22 protein-coding genes and 2 pseudogenes are annotated in these 22,607 nt (G+C 71.4%); 13 read left to right on the top strand and 11 right to left on the bottom strand.

Translation table 11 applies throughout. The features are described 5' to 3' along the window. Positions 1-304 precede the first annotated feature (304 nt). Entirely contained in the window at positions 305-700 is a 396-nt protein-coding gene (locus ACFU7Y_RS16180; protein ID WP_380768349.1) for a DUF402 domain-containing protein, read from the top strand. A gap of 61 nt (positions 701-761) precedes the next feature. On the opposite strand, the gene ACFU7Y_RS16175 is transcribed toward ACFU7Y_RS16180, so the two are convergent. Then, positions 762-1,160 (bottom strand): VOC family protein, encoded by a 399-nt coding sequence (locus tag ACFU7Y_RS16175; protein ID WP_224275446.1) that lies wholly within the window; start codon positions 1,158-1,160, stop codon positions 762-764. A 93-nt stretch (positions 1,161-1,253) separates the two neighbouring features. Here ACFU7Y_RS16175 and ACFU7Y_RS16170 point away from each other — a divergent pair, with 93 nt between their 5' ends. Next, positions 1,254-2,243 (top strand): helix-turn-helix transcriptional regulator, encoded by a 990-nt coding sequence (locus ACFU7Y_RS16170; RefSeq protein WP_380768347.1) that lies wholly within the window; start codon positions 1,254-1,256, stop codon positions 2,241-2,243. 63 nt (positions 2,244-2,306) lie between these two features. Here ACFU7Y_RS16170 and ACFU7Y_RS16165 read toward each other — a convergent pair whose 3' ends face one another. After that, positions 2,307-2,516: a hypothetical protein gene (locus tag ACFU7Y_RS16165; protein WP_380768345.1), complete on the bottom strand. Its 210-nt coding sequence runs from the start codon at positions 2,514-2,516 to the stop codon at positions 2,307-2,309. A gap of 120 nt (positions 2,517-2,636) precedes the next feature. On the opposite strand from ACFU7Y_RS16165, the gene ACFU7Y_RS16160 reads away from it, so the two are divergent. Further along, on the top strand, positions 2,637-3,206 hold the full coding sequence (locus ACFU7Y_RS16160; RefSeq protein ID WP_224275452.1) for a GNAT family N-acetyltransferase: 570 nt from the start codon (positions 2,637-2,639) through the stop codon (positions 3,204-3,206). Between the two features lie 434 nt (positions 3,207-3,640). On the opposite strand, the gene ACFU7Y_RS16155 is transcribed toward ACFU7Y_RS16160, so the two are convergent. Together ACFU7Y_RS16155 and ACFU7Y_RS16150 are read right to left on the bottom strand one after the other, a co-directional pair. Then, complete coding sequence (locus ACFU7Y_RS16155) at positions 3,641-4,942, bottom strand: glycosyltransferase 87 family protein (protein WP_380768343.1); 1,302 nt, start codon at positions 4,940-4,942, stop codon at positions 3,641-3,643. A gap of 276 nt (positions 4,943-5,218) precedes the next feature. Beyond that, a pseudogene (locus ACFU7Y_RS16150) lies at positions 5,219-5,569 on the bottom strand (transposase); the annotation flags it as partial. A gap of 789 nt (positions 5,570-6,358) precedes the next feature. Here ACFU7Y_RS16150 and ACFU7Y_RS16145 point away from each other — a divergent pair. The 4 genes from ACFU7Y_RS16145 to ACFU7Y_RS16130 all read left to right on the top strand — a co-directional run bounded on the left by ACFU7Y_RS16145 (position 6,359) and on the right by ACFU7Y_RS16130 (position 10,488). Then, the gene (locus ACFU7Y_RS16145) at positions 6,359-7,249 is read left to right on the top strand and encodes a S41 family peptidase (protein ID WP_380768342.1); all 891 of its coding nucleotides are present in this window, start codon (positions 6,359-6,361) and stop codon (positions 7,247-7,249) included. Between the two features lie 295 nt (positions 7,250-7,544). Then, positions 7,545-7,865 carry a hypothetical protein gene (locus tag ACFU7Y_RS16140; protein WP_380768340.1) on the top strand — a complete coding sequence of 107 codons (321 nt, stop codon included), beginning with the start codon at positions 7,545-7,547 and terminating at the stop codon, positions 7,863-7,865. A 32-nt stretch (positions 7,866-7,897) separates the two neighbouring features. Next, positions 7,898-8,518, top strand: coding sequence for an IS607 family transposase (locus ACFU7Y_RS16135; protein WP_380768339.1), 621 nt, complete (start codon positions 7,898-7,900; stop codon positions 8,516-8,518). Positions 8,519-8,589: 71 nt separating this feature from the next. Beyond that, a complete protein-coding gene (locus ACFU7Y_RS16130) occupies positions 8,590-10,488 on the top strand; it encodes a zinc ribbon domain-containing protein (protein WP_380768337.1) in 1,899 nt (632 codons plus the stop codon). Positions 10,489-10,508: 20 nt separating this feature from the next. Here the strand turns inward: ACFU7Y_RS16130 and ACFU7Y_RS16125 are convergent, their stop codons facing one another. Continuing rightward, positions 10,509-11,633: an alpha/beta fold hydrolase gene (locus ACFU7Y_RS16125; protein ID WP_380768335.1), complete on the bottom strand. Its 1,125-nt coding sequence runs from the start codon at positions 11,631-11,633 to the stop codon at positions 10,509-10,511. A 268-nt stretch (positions 11,634-11,901) separates the two neighbouring features. On the opposite strand from ACFU7Y_RS16125, the gene ACFU7Y_RS16120 reads away from it, so the two are divergent. The 3 genes from ACFU7Y_RS16120 to ACFU7Y_RS16110 all read left to right on the top strand — a co-directional run bounded on the left by ACFU7Y_RS16120 (position 11,902) and on the right by ACFU7Y_RS16110 (position 14,567). Next, positions 11,902-12,519, top strand: a complete 618-nt coding sequence (locus ACFU7Y_RS16120; RefSeq protein ID WP_224280710.1) for a TetR/AcrR family transcriptional regulator — start codon at positions 11,902-11,904, stop codon at positions 12,517-12,519. 470 nt (positions 12,520-12,989) lie between these two features. Then, the gene (locus ACFU7Y_RS16115) at positions 12,990-13,538 is read left to right on the top strand and encodes a GNAT family N-acetyltransferase (RefSeq protein WP_380768333.1); all 549 of its coding nucleotides are present in this window, start codon (positions 12,990-12,992) and stop codon (positions 13,536-13,538) included. A 660-nt stretch (positions 13,539-14,198) separates the two neighbouring features. Continuing rightward, positions 14,199-14,567 (top strand): heme-binding protein, encoded by a 369-nt coding sequence (locus tag ACFU7Y_RS16110; protein WP_380768351.1) that lies wholly within the window; start codon positions 14,199-14,201, stop codon positions 14,565-14,567. Positions 14,568-14,679: 112 nt separating this feature from the next. On the opposite strand, the gene ACFU7Y_RS16105 is transcribed toward ACFU7Y_RS16110, so the two are convergent. Together ACFU7Y_RS16105 and ACFU7Y_RS16100 are read right to left on the bottom strand one after the other, a co-directional pair. After that, on the bottom strand, positions 14,680-15,534 hold the full coding sequence (locus ACFU7Y_RS16105; protein ID WP_308020213.1) for a serine hydrolase domain-containing protein: 855 nt from the start codon (positions 15,532-15,534) through the stop codon (positions 14,680-14,682). 169 nt (positions 15,535-15,703) lie between these two features. Next, the gene (locus ACFU7Y_RS16100; RefSeq protein WP_380768331.1) at positions 15,704-16,129 is read right to left on the bottom strand and encodes an ATP-binding protein; all 426 of its coding nucleotides are present in this window, start codon (positions 16,127-16,129) and stop codon (positions 15,704-15,706) included. A gap of 114 nt (positions 16,130-16,243) precedes the next feature. Here ACFU7Y_RS16100 and ACFU7Y_RS16095 point away from each other — a divergent pair, with 114 nt between their 5' ends. Continuing rightward, the gene (locus ACFU7Y_RS16095) at positions 16,244-16,768 is read left to right on the top strand and encodes an NUDIX domain-containing protein (RefSeq protein WP_380768329.1); all 525 of its coding nucleotides are present in this window, start codon (positions 16,244-16,246) and stop codon (positions 16,766-16,768) included. Positions 16,769-16,837: 69 nt separating this feature from the next. On the opposite strand, the gene ACFU7Y_RS16090 is transcribed toward ACFU7Y_RS16095, so the two are convergent. From ACFU7Y_RS16090 to ACFU7Y_RS16080, 3 genes are all read right to left on the bottom strand, one after another. Beyond that, complete coding sequence (locus ACFU7Y_RS16090; protein ID WP_224280714.1) at positions 16,838-17,200, bottom strand: DUF6262 family protein; 363 nt, start codon at positions 17,198-17,200, stop codon at positions 16,838-16,840. Positions 17,201-17,505: 305 nt separating this feature from the next. Beyond that, positions 17,506-18,192: a response regulator gene (locus ACFU7Y_RS16085; RefSeq protein WP_380768350.1), complete on the bottom strand. Its 687-nt coding sequence runs from the start codon at positions 18,190-18,192 to the stop codon at positions 17,506-17,508. A 65-nt stretch (positions 18,193-18,257) separates the two neighbouring features. Next, complete coding sequence (locus tag ACFU7Y_RS16080) at positions 18,258-19,583, bottom strand: sensor histidine kinase (RefSeq protein ID WP_380768327.1); 1,326 nt, start codon at positions 19,581-19,583, stop codon at positions 18,258-18,260. 221 nt (positions 19,584-19,804) lie between these two features. Between ACFU7Y_RS16080 and ACFU7Y_RS16075 the strand changes: the two genes are divergently transcribed. Continuing rightward, positions 19,805-22,015 (top strand): MMPL family transporter, encoded by a 2,211-nt coding sequence (locus tag ACFU7Y_RS16075; RefSeq protein WP_380768325.1) that lies wholly within the window; start codon positions 19,805-19,807, stop codon positions 22,013-22,015. A 76-nt stretch (positions 22,016-22,091) separates the two neighbouring features. Here the strand turns inward: ACFU7Y_RS16075 and ACFU7Y_RS16070 are convergent. Further along, a pseudogene (locus tag ACFU7Y_RS16070) lies at positions 22,092-22,471 on the bottom strand (L-threonylcarbamoyladenylate synthase); the annotation flags it as partial. On the opposite strand from ACFU7Y_RS16070, the gene ACFU7Y_RS16065 reads away from it, so the two are divergent. Beyond that, positions 22,373-22,607 (top strand): hypothetical protein (locus ACFU7Y_RS16065; RefSeq protein ID WP_380768353.1); only part of this gene is annotated, 235 nt, incomplete at its 3' end. The pseudogene ACFU7Y_RS16070 and the gene ACFU7Y_RS16065 overlap by 99 nt on opposite strands.

Below are 22,607 nucleotides of genomic sequence, written 5' to 3'. Positions count from 1 at the left end.
ACCGGGGGCCGGCCGTGACGGCCCCCGGTCGTGCAGGCCTCGCCCGCCCGGTTCGTGCCCGGCAGCACGGCGGTGCGCCGCGATGTCCACGCGGGTCGGGTCTGGACCGCGATGCCGCAGCGGGTCATCGACGACACCGGCGACACCCTCCAGCTCGCCTACTGGCCCGGCATCACCTCGCTCGCCCCGACCACCTGGATCGACTCCCTGCGTACCGGCGACACCGCGCTGCGCGAGAGCGGTCTGCAGGACCTGGCCGCCGGCACCTGGACCGTCGTCCCCATACCGCTGGACCGGCACCGCGTTGCGCAGCACCTTCCTGGCCGGGGAGTACTTCTCGGTGCACCGGTTCCAGGACGCCGACACGGGGGAGCCACTGTGCTGGTACGTGAATTTCGAGCTGCCCCACACTCGTCGACCGGCCGGGATCGACACCCTCGACCTGTTCGTCGACCTGGTGGTGGAGCCCGATCTTTCGGACTGGTCGTGGAAGGACGAGGACGAGTACGCGCAAGGCCGGCGCCTGGGCCTGGTCGGCGACGACCTCCACACCTCGGTCGAGCAGGCCCGCCAGCGCGCGCTCGGCCTCCTCCAGGAACGGGTCGGCCCGTTCGCCGACCCGTGGACCGCCTGGTCACCCGATCCGGCCTGGCCACTGCCGGTCCTGCCCGACGGTGCGGACGGCACGGCGCCGCACTGACCGTCCGCCGGCCACCTCGAACGGTCCCTCGGGGCTGCTGTGTGGGTGGTTGTGTGTGGTGTCAGCGTGTGAACTTCTCGATGGCGGCCGGGGTGACGGGGGTGAAGAAGTTGACGAGGTTGCCGTCGGGGTCGCGGAGCAGCAGGGAGCGGTTGCCCCAGGGCATGGTGGTGGGCTCGGTGACGAAGTCGGTGACGAAGCCGGTCAGGTTGCGGTGGAGGCGGTCGACGTCGTCGACGAGGAATTCGGTGATCACGGTGTGGTTGTCCGCAGGGCGGGCGGAGCCCGGGGCGAACAGTGGGACGGTGCGGGTGCCGGCGATTGCGAGGGTGGCGTGCGCGGTCTTGAGTTCGGCGAAGTCCTCGGTGGCCCATGTCGCCTGCACTCCTGTGGCGCGCTGGTAGAAGTCGACGAGGCGTGCGACGTCGCTGGTGATGATGCGGATCGAGACGAAGTCCATGGGGGTCTCCTTGGCTGTACCGGGGGTGTGCACGTCGAAGAGTAGGAGAAATAGTGGACAGGATCGGTCCACTATTCGCGTTAGGTTGTGCCCATGTCTCGACCCACTGGCCGCGTGCTGAAACTCCTGGAGCTGCTGCAATCGGGCGGCACCCGGACTGTGGCCGAGCTCGCCGACCGGCTCGGCGTCGAAGGACGCACCGTGCGGCGGTATGTGGACCAGCTGATCGACCTGGACGTGCCCGTGGAGTCGGTGCGCGGCCGCTACGGCGGGTACCGGCTCGCCTCCGGGTACCGCCTGCCTCCGCTCATGCTCAGCGACGAGGAGGCGCTGGTCGTGCTGCTCGGCCTGCTCGCCGGCCGCCGGGCAGGGCTGACCACGACGGAGCACACGGCAAACGAGACGGCATCGGCGAAGATCCGCCGGGTGCTGCCCCAGCACATCGCCCGCCGGCTCGACACACTCCTGGAGGCGCTCGCCTTCACCGATCAGCCCGGCGGGTTCGAGCCCCCGGACACCGGGGTCCTGCTCACCGTCGCCGATGCGGTGCAACACCGTCGGCCGGTCTCCATCAGATACACCGACCGCAGCGGACGGCGTAGCGAACGCACGCTGCACGCGTACGGGATCGTCACCCATGCGGGCCGGTGGTACGTCACGGGCAAGGACGCCGGGATCGGCGAGGACCGCACCTTCCGGCTCGACCGCATCGCAGACGCGAGGACCCTGTCCGGCTCTTTCGAAGCGCCCACGGGTCCCGGCCCGGCACAGCGCGTGCTGTCAGGGTTCGCCACGGCCGAGTACCGGCATGAGGTGAGTTTGCGGATCCACGGGACAGTCGAACAGATCCGCGCCCACCTTCCCGCCAGCGTCGCGGCTCTGGAGGAGCATGAGCCCGCGGCAGGCGAGGACCGGACGGCCGAGCGCTGGCTGCGCGTCGGGCTACGGGTGGAGCGGCTCGACTGGTTGCCTCCGGTGCTCGCCTCACTCGACCGGCCGTTCGTCATCGAGCGCCCCGATGAACTGCGCGACCTCGTCGCCGCGCTCGCCGATCGCCTCGCGTCCTGCGCCCGCCGAACCTGATGTCACTTCTCGACGCACAACGTCACTGCAGCAAGGATTTCGGGAACTGACGATGGGTCAGCGCTATTCCTGTCGCTCGCAGCCGATGCGGCGGAAGCGGAGCGGGCAGGCGTGGCCGCCTGCGCAGACGTTGGAGGGTTCCTGGCAGACGCCGTAGGTGGTGGCGATCTCGCCGATCGCGCGGCGGACGTGCTCGGACTCCAGCAGGCCCTGGTCCTTGCGCCGGACGCGGTTGCCGTGCCGGTCGAACTGCACGGCGGTGACCCGGTTCACGGCCTCGCGCTTGCGCTTCTGACCGACTCATGGCGACGTCGGGTATCGGAACTGTCCGAATGCCCGGGTGGCAGCGGAAACTGGAGTGCGTTGAGGTGGCGATCCCGGCAGGATGCGAGCATGGTTACCCCCTTGGACGTCCCGTGCTTGGCTGCCGGCGACAGCTTTGTGCTCCGCGCCTGGGAGCTTGGAGATCTGCCTCTCGTCCGGGAAGCGACCGGCGACGACTACATCCCGTTGATCACGACCGTTCCCTCGACGTACTCGCAGGCGGCGGGTGAAGCCTTCATCCGGCGGCAGTGGGAGCGGGCATCGACTGGTAGCGGGTATCCGTTCGTCATCGTCCGGATCGAGGACGGGCGTGCGCTGGGGATGGTTGGTCTCTGGCTGAGGGACCGGGGTGAGGGACGAGCGTCACTGGGCTATTGGCTTGCCGGGTCGGCCCGTGGCCAGGGGATCGCGGCCGAAGCTCTCCGGGCGGTTGTCCGCTGGGCCTTCGGTGACCTGCAGATTCCCCGTCTTCAGTTGTATGTCGAGCCGTGGAACGCCGCGTCACAGCGGACGGCTGAGCGTGTCGGCTTTCAGCGCGAGGGCCTGCTCCGCAGCTGGCAGCAGGTGGGCGGGGAGCGTCGGGACATGATCATGTATTCGATGCTGGGTGCTGATCTGTCCTCGCCGGCCGCAGGCTGACTTCGGCGGCGTAGGTGGACCAGTCGCCCACGCAGAGACGTTGCCAGGCGACGGCGACGTCGGTGTGGATGCCCAGGGTGCGGGAGAGGACCGCGGCGGGGATCTCGGTGGAGAGTTGGAAGAGCGCGGTGCTCCGCGCCTGACGCGGGCGACCATCGGCCGGGCGTTCAGCGGGGCGGTGATGAGGGCGACCGGTTCCAGCAGCATGAGCAGGACGACGCCGAGCAGCATCCTGCAGACCGCCCGGGGAACCCGGCCGGCCCGGACGGGGCGTCAGGTCCCGCACGCCGGCCTCCAGGGCTTCCTCCTGGTGCCCGTGCAGCGAGATGGGGAGGCGATGGCCCCGGCCACGACGCCGCGGTCGTCGTCGTCACCGGGGGGGACGAAACTCCGGTTCGCCGGGAACGGCGGCCGGATGTGCTGCCCGGGCGAGGCTACCTCGCCACGCCGAACTCCCGGGCTGCGGCCCGCAGTACGGCGATCAGCGCCAGCAGCATCAGCGTCCCGTGGGCGGGCATCGACAGGTACGGCGCCACCCCGGGCGCGATGAACTTGAGGTAGCTGCCGAGGGACGAGAGCTGGACCAGCACCGGCAGGTACCAGAGCCGCCGGGGCCGCCGGAAGGCCACGAGCACGCTGAGGACGTCAGCGACGTAGAAGTAGCGCTCGTGCATGGACGGCAGCAGGAACGGCACCGCGATCGCGAAGAGGGCGGCCAGCAGCAGGATCCCGGTTCCGGAGAGCCCCGGCCGCCCGTCGCCCGCCGCCGGGCTCCCCGGCTCTGCCCCGCGCCACGGCGCCTGCGCCCCGCCGGTGCGCCGGACCGCCCGGACCACCAGCCCGACCAGCGTCAGCACCAGCACGCCCGCGACCAGGACGCCCGTCCGGCGCACCGGGTCGCTCTCCCCGTACGGCACCGAGACGAACTGGTAGACCGACGGCGAGTTGAGCGTGAGGTCCTGGTACGTGCCGGTCTGCCGGGCGTAGACCGTCAGCAGCTGCCAGGGGTCGGCGCCGAGCAGCAGGGCGGGGACGTCGAGCACCAGGTAGGCCGCCGGGACGGCGAGCAGGCACCGCCACGGCATCCGCCGGGTCAGGACGGCGACGAGCAGCAGCGGGAACAGGAAGACCGCCTGGAGCTTGAAGGCCAGGGCGATCCCGAACAACGCGCAGGCCCACCAGGGGCGGCCGCGCAGGAGGTGGAGGACGCTGCCGACCAGGAAGGCGGTGAAGATCGCGTCCGCCTGGGCCCACCAGCCGCTGTTGATCACGACCGTGGGCAGGAACAGCACGACCACCGCCGCGGCGAGCGCCCGCCGGGGCCGGTGCGGCGCCCCGAGCGAGACGATGCGGTACGCGCAGGCCGCCAGCGCCAGGTCGAAGAGGATCGAGAGGCACTTGACGCCCGCCAGGGCCGGCACCGGCAGGTAGGTCAGGGCGGCCATCAGGTACAGGTAGGGGACGTTGTAGTCCGAGAAGCGGGCGTTGCCGAGGGCCCGGAACCCGCCCTGCTCCGTGATGTACCGGTACCAGGGGCCGAGGAAGTAGAACCAGTCCGAGGACACGCGGTCCAGCAGCAGGAACCGGACCAGCAGCGCGGACGCCACCGCCGCCACCGCGGTCAGGGCCAGGGCCGTCCGGTCGGCCGCGACTGCGGGCGGGGCGCCCCGGTCCGGCCCGGTGCCCCGGTGGTCGTCGCGGACGTCGTGCCGTGGTGCGGCTGGTTGGCGGTTCATAACCCCAGGACGTCCCACCCGCCGGAAACGGATGACAACGGCCCGGCGCCGCTTCCGCGGACCGCCGGAGCCCCGGGTCGGCCCCCTGCCGCCCCGGCCGGCGCCTCAGCCGGTGGCGACGGCGGTGAACTCGGCGGTGCGGACCAGGTCGCCGTGCTTGAAGTCGAGGCAGAGCCGGTACGGGCCGGAGATCGGGGCGACGGCGTGGAAGGTGATGTCCGGGCCGGGCACGCTGCTGCCGTTGCCGGGCTCGCCGTCGGGGTGGACGTGCAGGTCGGCTCGGGTGAGGTCGCTGTCGGCGGGCAGGGACCGGTGGGCGTGCATGTCGGTGCGCAGGATGTTCGCGAGCGCGAGGGCGTCGCCGGGGTCGGACTTCTTGCCGGAGACGGCGTGCCGGTCGCGGTACCGGGCGGCGGCCATCGGGTTGATCGCGAACACATGGTGTTTGCCGGTCCGAGGAGGCCGACCGGTCGCGGGCAGCAGGTCGACTGCACGGCGGGTCTCGATATCGACGAGGACGGTGGCATGGAGGTGGCCCTTGCGAAGGGCGAACTCGTCGATGCCCAGCACGCGCGGTACCGCGGGCGCCGGATCGGGCAGGCGAGTATCAGCCGCAGGAGCGTGGATCGGCTCACCGGGACCGCGAAGGTCTCGGCCAGGCGGGAGCCGGCCCGGCCTGCCAGAGCCAGAGCGAGCCGCTGCAGTGTGGTCGCCTGCTGGTCGCACTCGGCCAGGGCGGAGCGCATCCTCACGTACCGGCCTTCGGGCCCCGGGGGTTGGCTGTCGAAGAGCTGGGCGAGGTCGTGGAGGGTGTACCGGTCGAACAGACTGCTCGCTTCCCCGGATGCCGGGCACCAGGCCGGCCAACCTGGCATGGAGTCCGTTACAACGCGGTGGGTTCGTGATCACGGACTGGTATGCCGAAGCGCCGTCCGGTCCGTGCCGCCAGGCCGCAAGCCCCGGTCCGTACCGCTGTCGCGACGGGGGTCGTCTGCCTGCTCGGCGTGCTCAATGCGGTGCCTCCTGCCGGTGGTTGACATCGTGTGGTCGGCTCAGTGTGTGATGGCGGCGTCGCTACTGCCACACCCCGAGCCGAAGCAGCCCGGGCGTCGATGTGCCCGGGGCGCCGGTCGGAGAGTGTCGATCCCGACACCGCGGGGAGCGCTGCCGGTTGCCGTGGTGCAGCCGGCACCCGAGACGCAGGGAGGGAGGGGAGGGACGCCGGCAATCCGGGCGCCGAGCTCGTCCCTTTCCAGCAGTCCGTCAACTTTCGCCCTGGCAGGCCTCGGCAGCAGGGGCCCTTCGGATGGGCAGTCCGTGCCCCGTCCGGCGTGTCGCCAGGGCGATGGCAGTGGCGGTGGAAGCGGCCGGGAAATCCGATGGGTGCTCGTTCGGCCGGGACCTATCCTCACACCCATGACGACTCATCACGAGATACTCGACGCCGCGCTCGCCCGGATCACCGCCGGTTACGTGTTCCCCGAACGGACGGCTGCCATCGAGGCGGCGATCCGGTGCCGGCTGGCAGAAGGCGCGTACCAGGGCCTGGAAGAACGGGAGTTGTGCGAGCAGGTCACGCTGGACCTCCAGCAGGTCTGCCCCGACAAGCATCTGCGGCTGCTGTGGAGCGAGGAGGCGCAGCCGATGGACGAGGAGCCGCAGGAGGTCGCCCGCGCCCGTTTCGCGCAGTACGCCCGGGAGAGCAACTACGGCGTGCGGCGGGTGGAACAGCTCGACGGCAACATCGGCTACCTCGATCTGCGCATGATCGCCCCGGCCGGGCCTGGGGGTCCCGCGATTGCCGCGGCGATGCAACTGCTCGCTCCCACCGAGGCGTTGGTCATTGACCTGCGGCAGTGCCGGGGCGGTTCACCGGAGGGTGTGCAGCTGTGGTGCAGCTACTTCTTCCCGGACGCGGAGGTGCACCTGAACGACATCTATCAGCGGGCCACCGACTCCATCCGCCAGTACTGGACCCTGGGGGACCTCGCCGCCCCCCGTTACCTGGACCGTCCGGTCGCGGTGCTGACCAGCGACTTCACCTTCTCCGGGGGAGAGGAGCTGACGTACAACCTGAAGGTGCTGGGGCGTGCCACCGTGGTGGGCCAAACCACGCGGGGCGGTGCCCACCCCACGGATCGTATTCCGGTCGCCCCGCACGTCGCCGTGACCGTCCCCGCCGCCCGCTCGATCAACCCGGTCACCGGCACCAACTGGGAGGGCGTCGGCGTCGAGCCCGACCTGCCCGTCGCGGCCGAGGACGCGCTGGAGGCGGCACTGGGACACCTGCGCACTCGGCTCGGCTGAGCGCACCCAGGAGAGAGCCGGCCGGTCAGGCGGGGTTCGGCGGGCGATGAGGGAGCCGTCGCCCGCCACCTCGCCGGGCGGCAGGGCAGGCGGCGGTTCACCGCAGCGGCGCGCGTGGAGGCGTCCGTTCTCCCGGCTGTCACCGGGGCGCGGCTGCGGTCCACGGCGTGCGACGCGCACCACCTGCCGGCCGGGCCTCGGTCCGGTCCTCGACGGGACCGGTTCCGCAGCCATTGCCGGCACCGGGGGAGGCCGGTACGGCGGCAGCGCGGTGTGGGGCCGGGTCGTCGGGCCGATGCAGTTCATCCCCTCGGCCTGGGCCGCCTGGCGCGTGGACGGCACGGGTGACGGCCGGGCGGACCCCGGCAACATCTGGGACACGACGCCGGCCGCCGGCTGCTGCCTCCGCGCGGGCGGCCGGAACCTGGCCGTCCTGGAGCACTTCGACCGCGCCGTCCTCGGCCCCGACGTCCGGGCCATGGACGCCGCGGCCCCGAGTTGTAGGCGGGCGCACATCGGGAAGGGGTCGGCCTTCGGCATCACCGCCTCCGAGCAGTCGGTGCAACGGCCACTTGCACAAGAGGGCTTATGCGTCCGCGAGAGGCTCACAGATTGAGTAACGATCCTGAGTGATCTTATGGTGCATGTGTGGAACTTCTCCGGCTGTCAAAAGCCGCCGAGCGCCTGGGTGTTCACCCGGTGACGCTTCGTCTGTTGGCGAATTCGGGGAATATCCCGGTGACTTGGGTTGGTCGTGAGCGCCGGTTCTCCTCTGTTGATGTGGAGGCGATGAAGGTCTCCGCGGGTGGCGGTGGCCGGATCCGCCTTGAGGGCCTGTACGTTCGCGTGTCTGGCTCGACCGGTCAGGAGTCCTCTCTGGAGGCGCAGGAGGCCGAACTGCGCGCCACCGCCACCGGCGAGGTCGTGAAGGTGTTCCGGGACCGGGCTTCCGGTCTGCGTGAGGACCGGCCCGGCCTGAACAAGCTCCTCGCTGCGGTTGCCAATGAGGCGGTGACGGTGGTTCGGGTGACACATGAAGATCGGCTGGCCCGGTTCGGTGTCGGCTGGCTCAAGCGGCTGTTCGCCGTCTACGGGGCGACATTGGAAATACTGCACCCCAAGCAGACCGGCGGTCGGCAGGAACTGCTGGAGGACTTCATTTCCCTGGTGACAACGTTCGCGGGTCGGCTGTACGGGATGCGGTCGGCGGATGCTCGGCGCAAGTTGCTGGCAGAGTCCGGGCAGTGCCCGCAGCAGGATGCGGCGTGAGCCGGAAGCTGCCCCTCGCCGACGACGAGACCGCCCGTACCGCGTGCGCCCGCACTCTGATCCGTGCGGGCGTGGAGGAGGAGACCGGCGAGATCATCCCGGCCCCGGCGCTGGCGATCCGGATCGGCTGGTGCCTCGATCTGGTCTCACGGATGGCCGCCCAGCTCACCGTCGAGCACTGGAACGCCCCGGACGTGCGAACCTTGGCGTCCGGTGAAGACAGGGGAGGCCGCAAACTCCCCGCGAACGCCTGGATGGCCCTGCGCCGCCTCGGCTGGACCGCCACGCCCACCGCGAAGGTCAACGACCGGATCGTTCGCATGGCCCAGGAACAGGCCGGACGCACTCTGCGCTCGGCCCAGTGGCGGGCCGAGTTGACGGCTGGAATCCTCGCGACCTGGCCCGTTGATCCGGCCAAGCGCACTCCCCAGGAGTGGGACGCGGTCCGTGCCGCTGTGCCGGGCGGAGAATACCTGCCGTCCAATGTGATCACCGGCCGCACCCGGCAGATCGCCCGCTTCCACGCCGCACAGGGGCGCCTGCCGCTGGACGTGTTCGAGCTGGAGCCCGCGCCCCGCCTCGCCAGGATGCTGCTGCTGGCGGCCTGCGATCGACAGCAAGCCACCATCGAACGGTCGGAAGAAGACCCGGCGAAGGTTCTGCTCAGGTTGCAGCTACCCACCAGGCCCGACCCACAGAAGTATGCGGATTGGACATGGGTCGCCTGCCCTGTCACCCTGCCGCCGACCGTTCCGGCGAGCGCGGCGCTGCACCTGCCCACCCTGTGCCTCAACGGCGGGAAGGCGCGGGCCGACCTTGCCTACACCCACCCCGTGCCCAAGACCCAGCGCACCGGTCACACCGTGGCGCTGGGTTTGGACTGGGGCCTGAACACCCTTCTTTCTGCCGGGGCTGCCCAGCTCCACCCCGGCGGGAAGATCACCGCGCCCGGATCGGGCGCGCAGTACCGTGCTGCCGGAGTCATGGCCAAACAGCACCGGCTCCGCCGCCATGGCGAGAAGCTGCACGCCAAGAACGCCCACTACACCCGGCTCATGACAGGCCAGGACACCCACCCCCTCGCCCCCAAGAGCGCCATCCTGGCGCAGGAGATCCAGCGGGTCGCCGACCGCCGCTCAAACCTCAACGCTGCCCTCGCCCGGTCCGCCGCCCGCTGGGCCGTGGACCAGGCGATCGCCGCCGGGGCCACGGTCATATATCTGGAAGACCTGCGGTCGATGGAAGCCAAGGGTATGGGCCGCACTCACAACACCCGCATATCCTCCACCGTGCGCGGGCAGATCGCCGACCGCATGCGGCACCTCGCCGCCGAGGTCGGCATCGCGGTGGTGACCGTGCCGCCTCGCAACACTTCCAAGCACTGTCCGCACTGTCTCACCGCGCTGCGACACCGCAAAGCCCCCGACCGGCCCACTGTCGCAGGCTGGAAGTGGGCGATCTGCCCCAACCCACAGTGTGGCTGGCAGGGCGACCGAGACCAGGGCGCATGGCGGCGCATCGCCGCACGCGGCCTCACCCACCAGACCAAGACCATCACGGACCGGGCCACCGGCACCACGGCCAGCCGCGCCATCGTGGACACCCTCGAAACCAAGGCGGTCATCACCGCCGAACCGACCAGCCGGGCCGATCGGTCCAAGACCGGCCCCACTCGGCACCGCACAGCACGCCCCGCGCCCAGGCGACGCAGGGCACCCTCCCCCACCGGGCCTCACGGCCCGGCGGGCAAGCGTCCGGAGGGACACGCCACAACGAGCCGGACATGGCTGCCCCGCGCATCCCGCCGACACCAGGGCGCGACCACGATCAGCACACCCCCCATCCGGCACAAGCCACGAGGTGCAGCACGGGGCGCAGGCTTCCATCTGCACGTCCACGCCACCCCACCACGATGGGAAACGATCCAACCGATCCCGCAACCGCAGGATCACACAGGATCACTGAGCTGATCAGAGACGCTGAAGGGTCTTCATCTGTGGTCGTGTAGGAAGGCGGGGATCTCGTCGCGGGTCGGGGAGTTCGGCAGGGGCGCCGGCTTGTCCTGAAGGAACGCGGTGATGACGGCTGCGGCTCGGTCGTTGTTGTCGTCGAGGCCGTTCCACATGTGGTGTCCGACTCCTGGCATGTACTGCGTGCGCTGGATGGCGGGGTCGTCGGCGAGGATGGTGGTCGCCCATTGACGGACCTGGGAGGAGCATTCGGCGATCATCAGCATCGCGGGGGTCCGGGACTGCCTCAGTTGCGGTGCGATGGAGGGCGAGTCCTTGACCGTCTGCTGGATGCGGAGGCTGGCGGTGGGGCTGAAGGAGAAGTTCTGCGCACTGTCCTCGACGGGGATGCGGTGCGCGTCGCGCGCGCAGTAGGCGGACGCGGTGTCGCGGCCGAGGTCGGCGGCGGTAAACGCGTTGTCGCCTTCGGCCTGTCCGACCAGCGCGTTGTGGGGGGTGAGGAGTCCGAGTCGCAGGAGACCGAACGCCACGGCGTACCGGGGGACGTTCGTCGATCGTGGTCCAGTCATGGCCGGTGCGAGGTCGCGCGCGGACTCCCTTCCCCTGTGCCCGGCGATCCCGGTGGTGGGACCGTCCATCGGGCCGGGTTCGGCGATGATCGCCCGGTGCAGGCGCGTGGTGGCGTCGGGGTCGGCCAGGGCCCGGGTGAGCACGACCGCGCCTGACGAGAATCCGAGGACGTCGGCTTTGCCCCCGCCCAGGCGGTCGATGAAGGCGGCGAGGTCGTGGACCGACCTGGAGATCGTGTACTGGTCCATGGGGAGCAGGTCGCTCCGTCCGCCGCCGGCCTGCTCGTAGGCGTAGACGTCGTAGCCCTGCTGCGCGAGGAGCTGCAGGAACCGGTGGTCGAGCAGTGAGATGCCGCGGACCGGTCCGCCGTTGAGGTACACGAGTGGGACGGGATGCCCGGGGTCGGGCTTCGCGGGCGGGTAGTGGTATACCGCGACACGGCTGCCCGTGGCCAGGCTCCAGTGCTCTGTGGCCACGAAGGGCAGGGCCGGCGGGTACTGCCGGACCGTGGGCGCGGTCGGGACGCATACCGACGCCGTCAGTGCCGCCGCCGCGATCACCGGCAGGAACGGCACGAGCCGCGCCGCCCGGGTGCGACGCCGACTCCGCCATAGTGCGGCTGCGGTCCCGACTCCAAGGGCCGGTAGCCATGCGCCGAGCCCTGAGCCTGCCCCGTCCGTGAGGACGATCAAGGCGAGAAAGACGACGACCAGCGTCGCGACAGCCACCAGGGCCAGCAGCAGGCGGCCGGCCAGGCGTATGGCAGACGTGGGCAAGGTGGACCCCCAAAGTTTCGGAACACTGTTTCAAAACGACGTTATCAGAGGAGGTAGGCTTCTGGTCGTGGGTAGGCCAAGAACAAACGACGAGGCCGTCAAAGAGCGGCTTGTGGTGTGCGCGACCGAGATGCTCGCCACCCGTCCGCGGGAGTCGGTCACGGTCCGCGCCGTGGCCGCTGCCGCCGAGACGTCGACAACGGCGGTGTACTCCCTGTTCGGTGGCAAGGACGGGTTGATCGGTGCGGTGCGCGATGAAGCCGTCACCAGCCTGTTCAAGGCCGTGACGGCGGTGCCGACCTCCGAGGACCCCCTCGCCGACATCTACGCACTGGCCGTGGCATACCGGCGATGGGGACGCGAACACAACAACCTGTACTCAGTGCTGTTCGGTGGAGTGCAGTCCTTCAAACCGTCAGGAGCGGTCGGTACGAGTGACCCCATTCGGCCGCTCACCGCGGCGATCGACCGGGCCGTGACAGAGTCCGTCCTCGACGGCCCAGCAACGTCGATCGCCCTCTCACTCTGGGTGACCCTGCACGGGCTTGTGACACTTGAACTCGCCGGGGCCTTCGACGCCCCCACAGCACAGGCGGCGTTCCGATCGACGATCCACGCCACGCTGCGCGGATGGACGACTCCGGCGGTATTCCGCAGACTTCGCCAAACCGAACTCGCTCCTTGACAGAGTCAGGGCTGGTATCCGGGTTCTCCCGGTCCTGGCTGGGGCGGCGGTACCCGCCTCCGTGCGCCCCTGTCAGACGACGGAAGGTCCTTCTGCGGCGAGCGTCACAAGGTCCGCTCCGCTCCTCGTCCCTCGCACGCTCGAACCAACACAGCTCGCGCGCCGCTACCCCCCGCTTGTGCGGACCCCGCTGGTTAGGAAGCCGCCGCCGTCCAACGCCAGGATGGCTTTGTAGGTCTGAGGCCCATCACGGTCAAGCTCTGCCGCTCGCACCCGCATGGCAACCACCCGGCCTGCCCCGAGCCGGGCCAGGCCGGGTAGTTGCCATGCGCAGGTGTCAAGCGGGTCACGTCCCTGACAGGCGTGGTGTGTAGGGCCCGGCCCCGTTGGTGAGGGCGAGGGCCGGGCCGGTGGCTTGATCGGTCCGCGCGTCTTGATCGTTTCCGGGCCTGCTGGCTAGGTTGGCTGGCATGGCTGACCCCAGACCCCTCGCCTGGCCACCTGCCCCGATCAAGACCGAGCGGCTCGTACTCCGCGAGTCCGAGGCCCGGGACCGCGCGGCGGTCATCGAGCTGAACGCCTCGCCGGAGGTGAACACCTACCTTGGTGGCCCTCGACCGCGCGCCGAGCTCGAAAGCGCGGTGCCCGAGGTGCCCGGGCAGCGCCGTGGCTGGTTCGTGGTCGAGCTCGACGGAGCGATGATCGGCACGGTCCAGCTCAAACCGCACGCCCCCGAGAGTGCGAGTAGTCGCCGTCTGGAGGCTGGGGAGACGGAGCTCGGCTACCTGTTCCTACCGCAGGCGTGGGGCCACGGGTACGCCACCGAGGCGTGTACGGCGGCACTCGACTGGTTTGCCGGCACGCTGCCCGGTGAGCCGGTGGTGCTCTACACCCAGACCGCCAACGCCGGCTCGATGCGCCTCGCGGCGAAGCTGGGGTTCACCGAGCTGGAACGGTTCGAGGCGTGGGGCGCCGAGCAGTGGTTCGGCGTGTGGTCTTCGCTCACGCCGTCCGATTGATCCGCTCCGCGGTCGACGACCGCGCAGGTTTTTCCGACCGCCGGTCAGGCGCCCTGCTTGGCGTGTTCGGCGGCGATGGCTTGGTAGCGGTAGGACTCGGTGCCGGTCCTCCTCCTGGCCTGCGCCTCTCAGACCCCGATTCCGATGAGGAGAGTGCTGTGGTGGGCCGACCAATTCGGCCTGGTGGAGCACTCCGTCGAGTCCGCCGACAGCTGCGGCCGAGTCCGCCCCGAATTGTCCGGAGCCCGGTGGGCGGGGGAGACCGGACAGGGCGGCTCCCTGCACACTCCCGGCATGTGGGACCACTACCGGCCGGCCGGCGATCTGACGGTAACGATCGAGAAGCCCGTCGGTGGGGGCGGGCCGCAAGTGCGCCGTTCCTGTCGGGGAGGGGCCCTCGCCCCCGATGTCGTCCGAGTCGGCCCCGTCGCCGTTCGCCTCCTCCTCCACCGCGTCTCCGCCATCCGCATGCAACCACCTGCAGGTGGTTGCGGCGATGACCGGCGCGAGGGAGTAGGAGGCGATGTCGATCTGAGACGTTGCTTCCAGGACCGGAACCAAGGACGGGGAGAAGTCGTACGACGGCATCGCCGCCGCTACAGCTCGCACGGAGCGAGGAGAGCCGTAGGACGGGCGACGGGCCGGCGCTCCCCAGAGCCAATCCTGCGAGCGCGGACCGGGCCCGCAAGCCGGACTACGCGGCTGCTCCTGTCCGTCACCCGATGGGCGCCGGCCGCACCGGGGAGGCCTTCACTGGTCCGGGCAGCGGCTGATCAGTCGATCAGCACCCGCAAGGCCTACACCGCGCTCCAGCTCGACGCGCCGACCGCCGACCTGGTCGACCTCGCCAAGTCCGACGGGCCGTTCCACTCCCTGCCCACTGCGCTGGACCGTCCGCTGCTGTTCATCGTCGGAGGCGTCCCCGTACGCCGCGACGGCCGGCTGGTCGCCGCCCTCGGCATCGGCGGCGGCGCCCCCGAGCAGGACCACGCCTTCGCCACCGCCGCGCCGGACGAACTTGCCCGCTGACCCGCACCCCGCAGGAACCGGCACCGGACCTGCGTCGCCTGCGGCCGCCCGGCACCGAAGTGTGCCGGGTGCCCCGGTGCCGGGCGGTCCCGGCAGCGGGACGTTGGCGGTCTCAGCGGCAGAGGGCTGCTTCCACGAGGCCCTCGACGTGCGTCATGGCGGTCGGGTCGGACGGCTGCGTCGTCACCGCGATGTCCGCCGCAGCGCTGCCGTCCTCCGTGACGCCGCCCCGGGTCTCGTAGCCCGGGAAACTGCCGCCGTGGCCCCAGTAGCGGCCCCCGCCGCAGGGCAGGGGCCTGCTCACGAGCCCGAGCCCGTAAGCGGCGCTGGGGCCGAGGTTCTCGGCGGGGACGGTCTTCTTCATCTCGGCGAGCTGGGCGGGCCGGAGCAGGTCGCCGTGGAGGAGTTCGGAGAAGAACTGGTTGAGGTCGGAGTTGGTGGAGATCATCTGACCGGCCGCCCAGCCGAAGGACGGGTCCGTTTCCGTGACGTCGCGCAGCGGCGCGTCCGGGGTGTCCCGGTAGTAGCCCTTGGGGTGCGGCTCGCGGATGGTCGTGTCACCGGGGGCGGGGAAGTAGGTGTGGCGCAGGCCGATGTGCTTGATGATGCGGCGGTCGATCTCCGCCGCGATCGGGCGGCCGGAGACCCGTTGGATGATCAGGCCGGCCACGATGTAGTTCGTGTTGCTGTACTTGAACCGGTCGCCCGGGGCGAAGTCGGCCTTGAACCGCAGCGCGGTGTCGAGGAGTTCGCGCGGCTCGTAGTAGCGGGGCGGGACATCGCCCTTGAGGTAGTCCGGGAGCCCGCTGGTGTGCTGGAGGACCTGACGGACGGTGATGTTCCGCCTGTCGATGCCGTTCCCGCGGACGAGGCCCGGCAGGTAGGTCTCGACGGGCGCGTCGAGGCCCAGTCGCAGTGACCGGTGACCGACCAGCCCGAACAGCAGCAGGCACCGGCGCCATTGCACGTTTACTCCGACGCCGCCGAACAGGCGCCTGAGCTACTCCTCCAAGAGTGACGCCGCGATCAAGGCGATCGAGGAGCTTGCCGGGGAGTGCCGATTGGTCCTGTGGGATCCGCAGTCCCACGACGCCTACCCGCCCAGCGCCTGAGCCTCTGGGGGGCACCGTCACCGGCTAACTTCCCTTCTCGGAAGGGTTCTTGGGGCGCTTGTTCGGCCGGCAGCTGGGGCCGTTCATGATCACCTGGCGGCTGGTGTTGATCAGCCGGTCCAGCAGTGACTCGGCGGCGACAGGGCTGGGGAAGAGCGGATACCAGTCGCTGGGCGCCCGGTTGCTGGTGATGAGCAGAGAACGGCCCTGGCGTTCGCTGACCAGCTCGTAGAGGTCGTCGGCCTGGGCCGCGCTCAGCTGGCGCATCGCGAAGTCGTCCAGGATCAGGACGTCGGGGCGGATCAGCTCGCGCATCCGCTTGTCCCAGGTGCGGTCCGCATGGCCGCCGGCCAGCTCGGCCAGGACGCGGCTGGTCTTGGCGAAGCGGACGTTGGCTCCCAGACGGATGGCGAGGTGCCCGAGGGCCTGGGCGACGTGGGTCTTGCCCACCCCGGTCGTTGTCAACGGTTCGCGTTCGGATTCCGCATACTTCCGCTGGTTGAGACGTTCATGAGATCGATGCGACGTGACTTCGATGTCGGTGGGTCACCGTATGTTGGCCCGATGGATCGGAATGTGGTCGACGAGCGTGCCGTCGAGGCGGCGGTCATCGATGCCCGGCGGGCGGTGGCCGAGTTTGACGGGGCCCGCCAGTGGCTGGCCGCTGCCAGGCAAGGGCCGATGGAGCCTCTTGGAGCCGAGGTCTGGGTGTTCGATGAGGACCTTGCTCGGGTGGTGTTGGTGAAGCACCAGTGGCGGGGGTGGGTTCCGCCCGGCGGGAAGGTCGAGGCCGGGGAGACGCCGCGCGAGGGCGCGATCCGGGAGCTCTTCGAAGAGACGGGCCTTCGGGCGGAACTGCTGCCCGAGCCGGCAGCCGTTGCGGTTCGCTCCTATCACCCCGACCTTCCCGTCACTCTCGGGTTGTCGTATGCCGCGGTCCATGATGCAGCAACCCCATTGGTCGCAGAGGCCGGACAGCCGGTGGCATGGATGCGTCTGGACGAGGGCTGGGAAAGCTGCTTTCCCGACGATCTCTCCCGCATCCGTCAGCACGCGGCATGGATGGCTGATCGGGTCGGCATTCACTGAGCGACTGCTGTGACTCCGCCGCGGCGGGCGCGTTCGCGTCGGAGGTCGAGGTTCTCGCCGTGGGCTTGCTCAAGTGTGTCCCGCAGGGCCTGTACATCTTCTCGGTGCTACTTCGTCAAGCTTCGTCAAGCGGGTGATCTGGCCGGTCAGTGCGCGAACGAGCTTGCTCTGTTCGTCCGCCGGAGGTGGCGGTGCGGGAGCGGAGCGGGCTTGGGCCCGGAGTCGTTCGATGCGTCCTCGCAGGTCTGGGTGGTTGTAGAGGAAGGCGTGGGAGACGGCGGCCTCGCGCTGGACAGCCTGGAAGGTGATCGGCTCACCGCGTTTGACCAGGATGCGGATCGCCTTCTCTGCTGCGGCAGTCCTGGCCGGGGACTCGGCCTTCGCTGCGGTGGCAAGTTTCCGGGCGCGCTTGGCGCGGGCGTCGTCGGTCATGGCCGGGTCCTTCGGTGACGGTTCAGGTCGAGGGTGAGCGGGACGGGGCCGGTGGGGGCGGCGCCGCAGCCGGCGCCCTGGACGGCGCGTCCGGGCTTGGCGCGGAGGGTGTCCAGCAACTTGGTGAGGGCCGCGTGCTCGGCCCGCCGCTGGAGGAGTCAGACGTTGTCTTCGGGCATCGGATGTCCGTGCCGCCACCGTCGCCGTCACCGCGAACGTCGCGCCCGCGCCGAAGGGCGTCGAGCACTTCGAGGCCGTGCTCGACACGGCGCTCTGCGCCCGGCGACGGCCGCTTCCGCTGCTCTCTAGAGCACCCCTCCTCCGGCCCGGTCGCCGTTCCCCGTACGGGCGGTGACCAGGCCGGATTCGTAGGCCGCGATGACCGCCTGGGCGCGGTCCCGGACCTCGAGCTTGCCGAAGATGCTGGTGATGTAGTTCTTCACGGTCGACACGCTGATGTCCAGGGCCAGCGAGATGGCCGTGTTGTCGAGGCCGGTGGCGATCAGCCGCCACACCTCGACCTCCCGGGGTGTGAGCTCGCCCGTTCCGACGGCGGCCGGCGGCGGGGAGGCGGCCGCCGGGGTCCGGACGTAGGCGGAGATCAGCCGGGTGAGCAGGCGCGGAGCGACCACCGCCTCCCCGGCGTGCACCGTCCGGATCGCCGCGCCCAGGTCCTCCGGGGAGACGTCCTTGGGCAGGAACCCGTGGGCACCGGCGCGCAGCGCGGCCACCACGTACTCGTCCATGTCGAAGGTGCTGAGGGCGAGCACGCGGCAGCCGGGCAGGACGCGGGCCAGCTCCTCCGTCGCGCCGACGCCGTCCAGGACGGGCATCCGGATGTCCATCACCACGACGTCGGGGCGCAGCCGCAGGGCGGCGGCCACGGCCCGCTCCCCGTCCTCGGCCTCGCCGACCACCGCTAGGGTGGGGTCGGGGGAGAGGATCAGCGACAGGCCGCGGCGGACCAGCGGCTGGTCGTCCACGATGAGCACCTTGATCGCCGGGGCGGGCCCGGCGCCGCCTGCTGGCACGGGCCCGGCGCCGCTCGCCGTGCCGGTCACCGGAGGGCCCCGCCGTGCTGGAGGGCGGCCTCGGCCGATTCGGTGGGGGACAACGGCAGTTCGGCCACCACGGCGAAGCCGCCGCCCGGCTGGGGACCGGTCTCCAGGGTGCCGCCGTGCAGGGCGACGCGTTCGCGCATGCCGATCAGGCCGTACCCCGCCGGGCCTGCGCCCGGGGCGCCCTCCGGTACGGGGACGCCGCCGCCGTCGTCCCGCACTTCGACGGTGACCCGGTCGGGGTGGTACGCCAGGCGGACGGACGCCCGGGCCGGGCCGGCGTACTTGCGGGCGTTGGTGAGGGCTTCCTGGACGATCCGGAAGACGGTCAGGCCGACGGTCGGCGGTAGCGGGCGCCGGGGCCCGTCGACGGTGTACTCGGTCGGCAGCCCGGCCAGGCAGGACTCGTCCACCAGCCGGTCGACCTCCTCCGCCGAGGGCTGGGGCAGCGGCGGGGCGGCGTCAGGCTCGTCACCGGCGCGCAGGACGTTCAGCAACTGGCGCATCTCGCGCAGGGCCAGCCGTCCCGAGGACTCCAGGGTCACCAGCGCGTCCCGGACCACCTCAGGGTTGCCGAGGTTGGCACGGGCGCCGCCGGCCATCAGCTGCATGGTGGTGATGTGGTGGGCCACGATGTCGTGCAGTTCCCTCGCGATGCGGCGGCGCTCCTCGGCGACCGCGCGGTCGGCCAGCAGCCGGCGGTTGGCGGCCACCTCCCGCTGCCAGCGGGAGACCGCCAGGCCGGTGCCGCCCACCAGGGCGGCGGACAGGGGCGCGGCGAGGACCCCCTCCCAGGTCAGGTTGTGGAAGTGGCCCTGGCCGAGCGGCGTCACCACCGCCGTCGCCGCGACGGCGGCCGCGGTCACCGGGAGGGTGCAGGCGCGGCCGACGGCGAACAGGGCCACGGTCAGTACGGCGCCGAAGTGGGTGCCGAGCGGGGTGCTGGAGAGGTCGATGGCCGTCTGGAGGAGCAGGACGGCGGCGAGCGCGGGCAGCGGGCGGCTGCGCCGGGCGAGCAGCGGCAGGCCCGACAGGACGACCAGGGCGAAGACCGGCACGGTGATGCCCCGGCCGCCGGCCACCTGGCCGAGGAGCAGGTGCCCGAGCAGGTCGAGCGTGCCGGCGCAGACGGCCACCAGGGCGTCGGCCTGGGTCCACGGCAGCCCGTCCGTCCACCGTCCCGGCAGTCCGTCCGTCCGCGGTCCCGGTAGTCCGCCGGGGTCGTTCCCCGTCCGCCCCCTCGGCGGCCCGTCCGTGTCCACGGCCGCCCCGGAGCGCTGACGCCCGTCCATCTGGTCCTCCTGGTTGATCACTGACGCAGCCATTCTGGCACCGGCCCGGCGGCCCGGACGTGGTCCCCTCGGCCGACGCCGGGAGGACGGACCAGGACCACGGTCCCGGTCCCGCCCCGGGCGGAGGACCTCAGGCCCCGGCGCGGATCGTCCGCTGCCCGGACGCCCGGCACCCCCTCGTCCTGATGGTCTGGGGGTACGCCGGGAACCCCCGGCGCCGACACCGACGTTCGCGTCCATCAGCCGGAGGAATCGTGATCCGCGCACTGACCGGGTTCTCCACCAGACACGCATGGAAGGTCATCGCCGTCTGGGCGGTACTGGGCATGGGGCTGGCCGTTCTGGCACCGATGCTGATGGCCCGGGTGACCGGGTCCCAGAGCGGGGACTTCCTGCCGCGCAGCTACGACTCGGCGGCCGCGCTGCGGATCGCCGAGGAGAACTTCGGCGTGAACCCGGACGCCACCACGGTCACGGTGCTGGTCGCCCGGACCGACGGCTCGCCGCTGACCGTCGCCGACCAGCAGCAGGTCGAGGCCGAGGCGGCGAAGCTCGCCAAGCGCCGGGTCGTCATGCCGAGGAAGGAGGAGGAGCCGGAGCTCCTGGTGCCCGACCGCTCCCAGACGCCCCGGATCGCGCCCGCCGCGGTGGCGCCCGACCGGACCTTCGAACTGCTCGCGGTCGAGCTGACCGGCAACGCGATGGAGGAGGGGGTGCGGGGCGTCTACAAGGCCTTCCGGGACGACGCCCGCGCGCGGTTCGCCGACCTCGGGATGCGTACCGGGTTCACCGGGGGCCTGGCCCAGGCCTCCGACAGCGCCGACGCCAACCGGACCGCCGCCCTGGTCGGCAGCTCCCTCGTCACGGTGCTGATCGTGCTGCTCAACGTGCTGGTGTTCCGCAGCGTGCTCGCGGCCGTGCTGCCGCTGCTCGCGGTCGCCGTGATCGGCGGCGTGGCCGGCGGGGCCGTGGCCGGCGCCGCGGCGCTCACCGGACTGAAGCTGGACGCTTCCACCCCGAGCCTGATCTCCGTGGTCTTGCTCGGCATCGGCGTCGACTACCTGCTGTTCCTGCTCTTCCGGTTCCGCGAGCACCTGCGGGCACGGCCCGACCAGCCCGCCCGGGAGGCCGCCGCCGAGGTGTCGGCCCGGGTGGGCACCGCGATCACCTCCGCCGCGCTGACCATCGTCGCGGCCTTCGCCACCCTGGGCGTGGCGACCTTCGGCCAGTTCCGGTCGCTCGGCCCGGCGATCGCCGTCGCGGTGCTGGTCATGCTGCTGGGCAGCCTCACCCTGATGCCCGCCCTGCTGGCCGCCTGCGGCCGCCGGATGTTCTGGCCCTCGCGCGGTCTGCAGCGGGTTCCGCGGGACGGCGTCGCCGGCCGCTTCGGCGGCCTCGTCGCCCGCCGGCCGCTGGCGCTGCTGGCGGCCTCCGTCGCCCTGCTCGGTGCACTGGCCGCCGGTGCGGTCGGGGTCCGGATGGACTACAGCCTGGCGGACGGCACCACGACGGCGGCCACGGCCACCGCCGCCGAGATCTCCCGCGCCCTGCCGGCCGGCGTGTCCGACCCGACGAGCGTCTACCTCGTCGCCGCAGACGGCGGCACCCTCGACGCCGGCCGGTTCGACGGCCTCTCCCGCGCCCTGACGGGGGTCGAGGGGGTCGGCCAGGTGGGCCGGACCGTCCTCAGCGAGGACCGCCGCGCCGCCCGGATCGACCTCTACCTGAACGCCGACCCGCAGAGTCAGCGGGCCCGCGACCTGGCCTCCGGACCGGTCCGTGCCGCGGTCGCCGCGCACACCCCGGCCGGGACGAGCGCCCACGTCGGCGGCACGGCGGCGGTCTTCGCCGACATCTCCACCGCCGTCGACCACGACCTGCGGGTGGTCTTCCCGGTCGCGGCCGCCCTGATCGCCCTGATCCTGCTGCTGCTCCTGCGCAGCCTGCTCGCCCCGGTGGTCCTGATGCTCGCCGTCGGCCTCGGCTTCGCCGCCACCCTCGGTGCCGCCGCGCTGCTGTTCCAGCACGGCCTGGGCAAGCCCGGCGTCGCCTTCACGCTCCCGCTGGTGCTGTTCCTGTTCGTCGTGGCCCTGGGCACCGACTACAACATCCTCATCACCGACCGGATCCGCGAGGAGATGCACCGACCGGGCCCGCCCCGCGCCGCCGTGGCCCGCGCCGTCCGGCACACCGCGCCCGCCGTCGCCACGGCCGGCATCGTCCTGGCCGGCTCGTTCGCCACCCTGGCCACCACCCCGGGCAGCGAGCAGATCGCCTTCTCGCTGACCCTCGGCATCCTGCTCTCCGCCCTGGTCCTCTCCCTGGCGGTGGTTCCGGCCCTGGCCGCTCTCCTCGGCCGCTCCCTGTGGTGGCCGGCACGGCCGGCCCCGGCCCCGGCGGCGGATGCCGCCCCGGCCCCGGTCGCCCCGCCGCGCCCCGCTCCGGACCACATCGGCATCCGCTGAGGCGTCCGCCGAGGTATCCGCCGCGTACGGCTGCGCCACCCGGGCAGGGCGTCCCCTCCACGGGGCGCCCGGCCCATCACTCGAAGCGCGCCGGGTCGCCGGCGCCGCGCCGGGTGATCTCGGCCCCGCCGTCGGAGAAGTCGACGACCGTGGTCGGCGCCGTGCCGCAGTCGCCCGAATCCACCACGGCGTCCACCTGGTGGTCGAGCCGCTCCTTGATCTCCCAGCCCTGGGTCATCGGCTCCTCCTCGCCGGGAGGAGCAGGGTGCTGGAGACCAGGGGCTCGCCGAGCTCGGCGAGCAGGACCCGGGTGACGGCGTGGTCGGGGATCCGGACGCCGACCGTCTTCTTCTTCGGGTGCATCAGGCGGCGCGGAACCTCCTTGGTGGCAGGGAGGATGAAGGTGTAGCTGCCCGGCGTCACGGCCTTGACGGCGCGGAAGACATTGTTGTCGATGTTGGCTGCGTAGGTGACAACGGGTTCTGGTCCAACTTCTGGGCTCTGTCGCTGATTGAGGGGTTCGCGCTGGGCCGCAGATGGGTGGGCATCACCTGGGCGTGGCTGATGGAGTTCGGGTCGCTGACCTGCTCTT

The sequence above is a fragment of the Kitasatospora sp. NPDC057542 genome, from assembly GCF_042801945.1.
Classification (GTDB): domain Bacteria; phylum Actinomycetota; class Actinomycetes; order Streptomycetales; family Streptomycetaceae; genus Kitasatospora.
Note: the sequence above shows the minus strand (reverse complement) of the source record. Positions and strands in the feature narration are given on the sequence as shown.

Bases quoted from the DNA above. Each gene is read 5' to 3' on its own strand.
- ACFU7Y_RS16175 (WP_224275446.1), bottom strand. From the start codon at position 1,160: ATGGACTTCGTCTCGATCCGCATCATCACCAGCGACGTCGCACGCCTC.
- ACFU7Y_RS16170 (WP_380768347.1), top strand. From the start codon at position 1,254: ATGTCTCGACCCACTGGCCGCGTGCTGAAACTCCTGGAGCTGCTGCAA.
- ACFU7Y_RS16160 (WP_224275452.1), top strand. From the start codon at position 2,637: ATGGTTACCCCCTTGGACGTCCCGTGCTTGGCTGCCGGCGACAGCTTT.
- ACFU7Y_RS16155 (WP_380768343.1), bottom strand. From the start codon at position 4,942: ATGAACCGCCAACCAGCCGCACCACGGCACGACGTCCGCGACGACCAC.
- ACFU7Y_RS16145 (WP_380768342.1), top strand. From the start codon at position 6,359: ATGACGACTCATCACGAGATACTCGACGCCGCGCTCGCCCGGATCACC.
- ACFU7Y_RS16140 (WP_380768340.1), top strand. From the start codon at position 7,545: ATGCAGTTCATCCCCTCGGCCTGGGCCGCCTGGCGCGTGGACGGCACG.
- ACFU7Y_RS16115 (WP_380768333.1), top strand. From the start codon at position 12,990: ATGGCTGACCCCAGACCCCTCGCCTGGCCACCTGCCCCGATCAAGACC.
- ACFU7Y_RS16095 (WP_380768329.1), top strand. From the start codon at position 16,244: ATGGATCGGAATGTGGTCGACGAGCGTGCCGTCGAGGCGGCGGTCATC.
- ACFU7Y_RS16090 (WP_224280714.1), bottom strand. From the start codon at position 17,200: ATGACCGACGACGCCCGCGCCAAGCGCGCCCGGAAACTTGCCACCGCA.
- ACFU7Y_RS16080 (WP_380768327.1), bottom strand. From the start codon at position 19,583: ATGGCTGCGTCAGTGATCAACCAGGAGGACCAGATGGACGGGCGTCAG.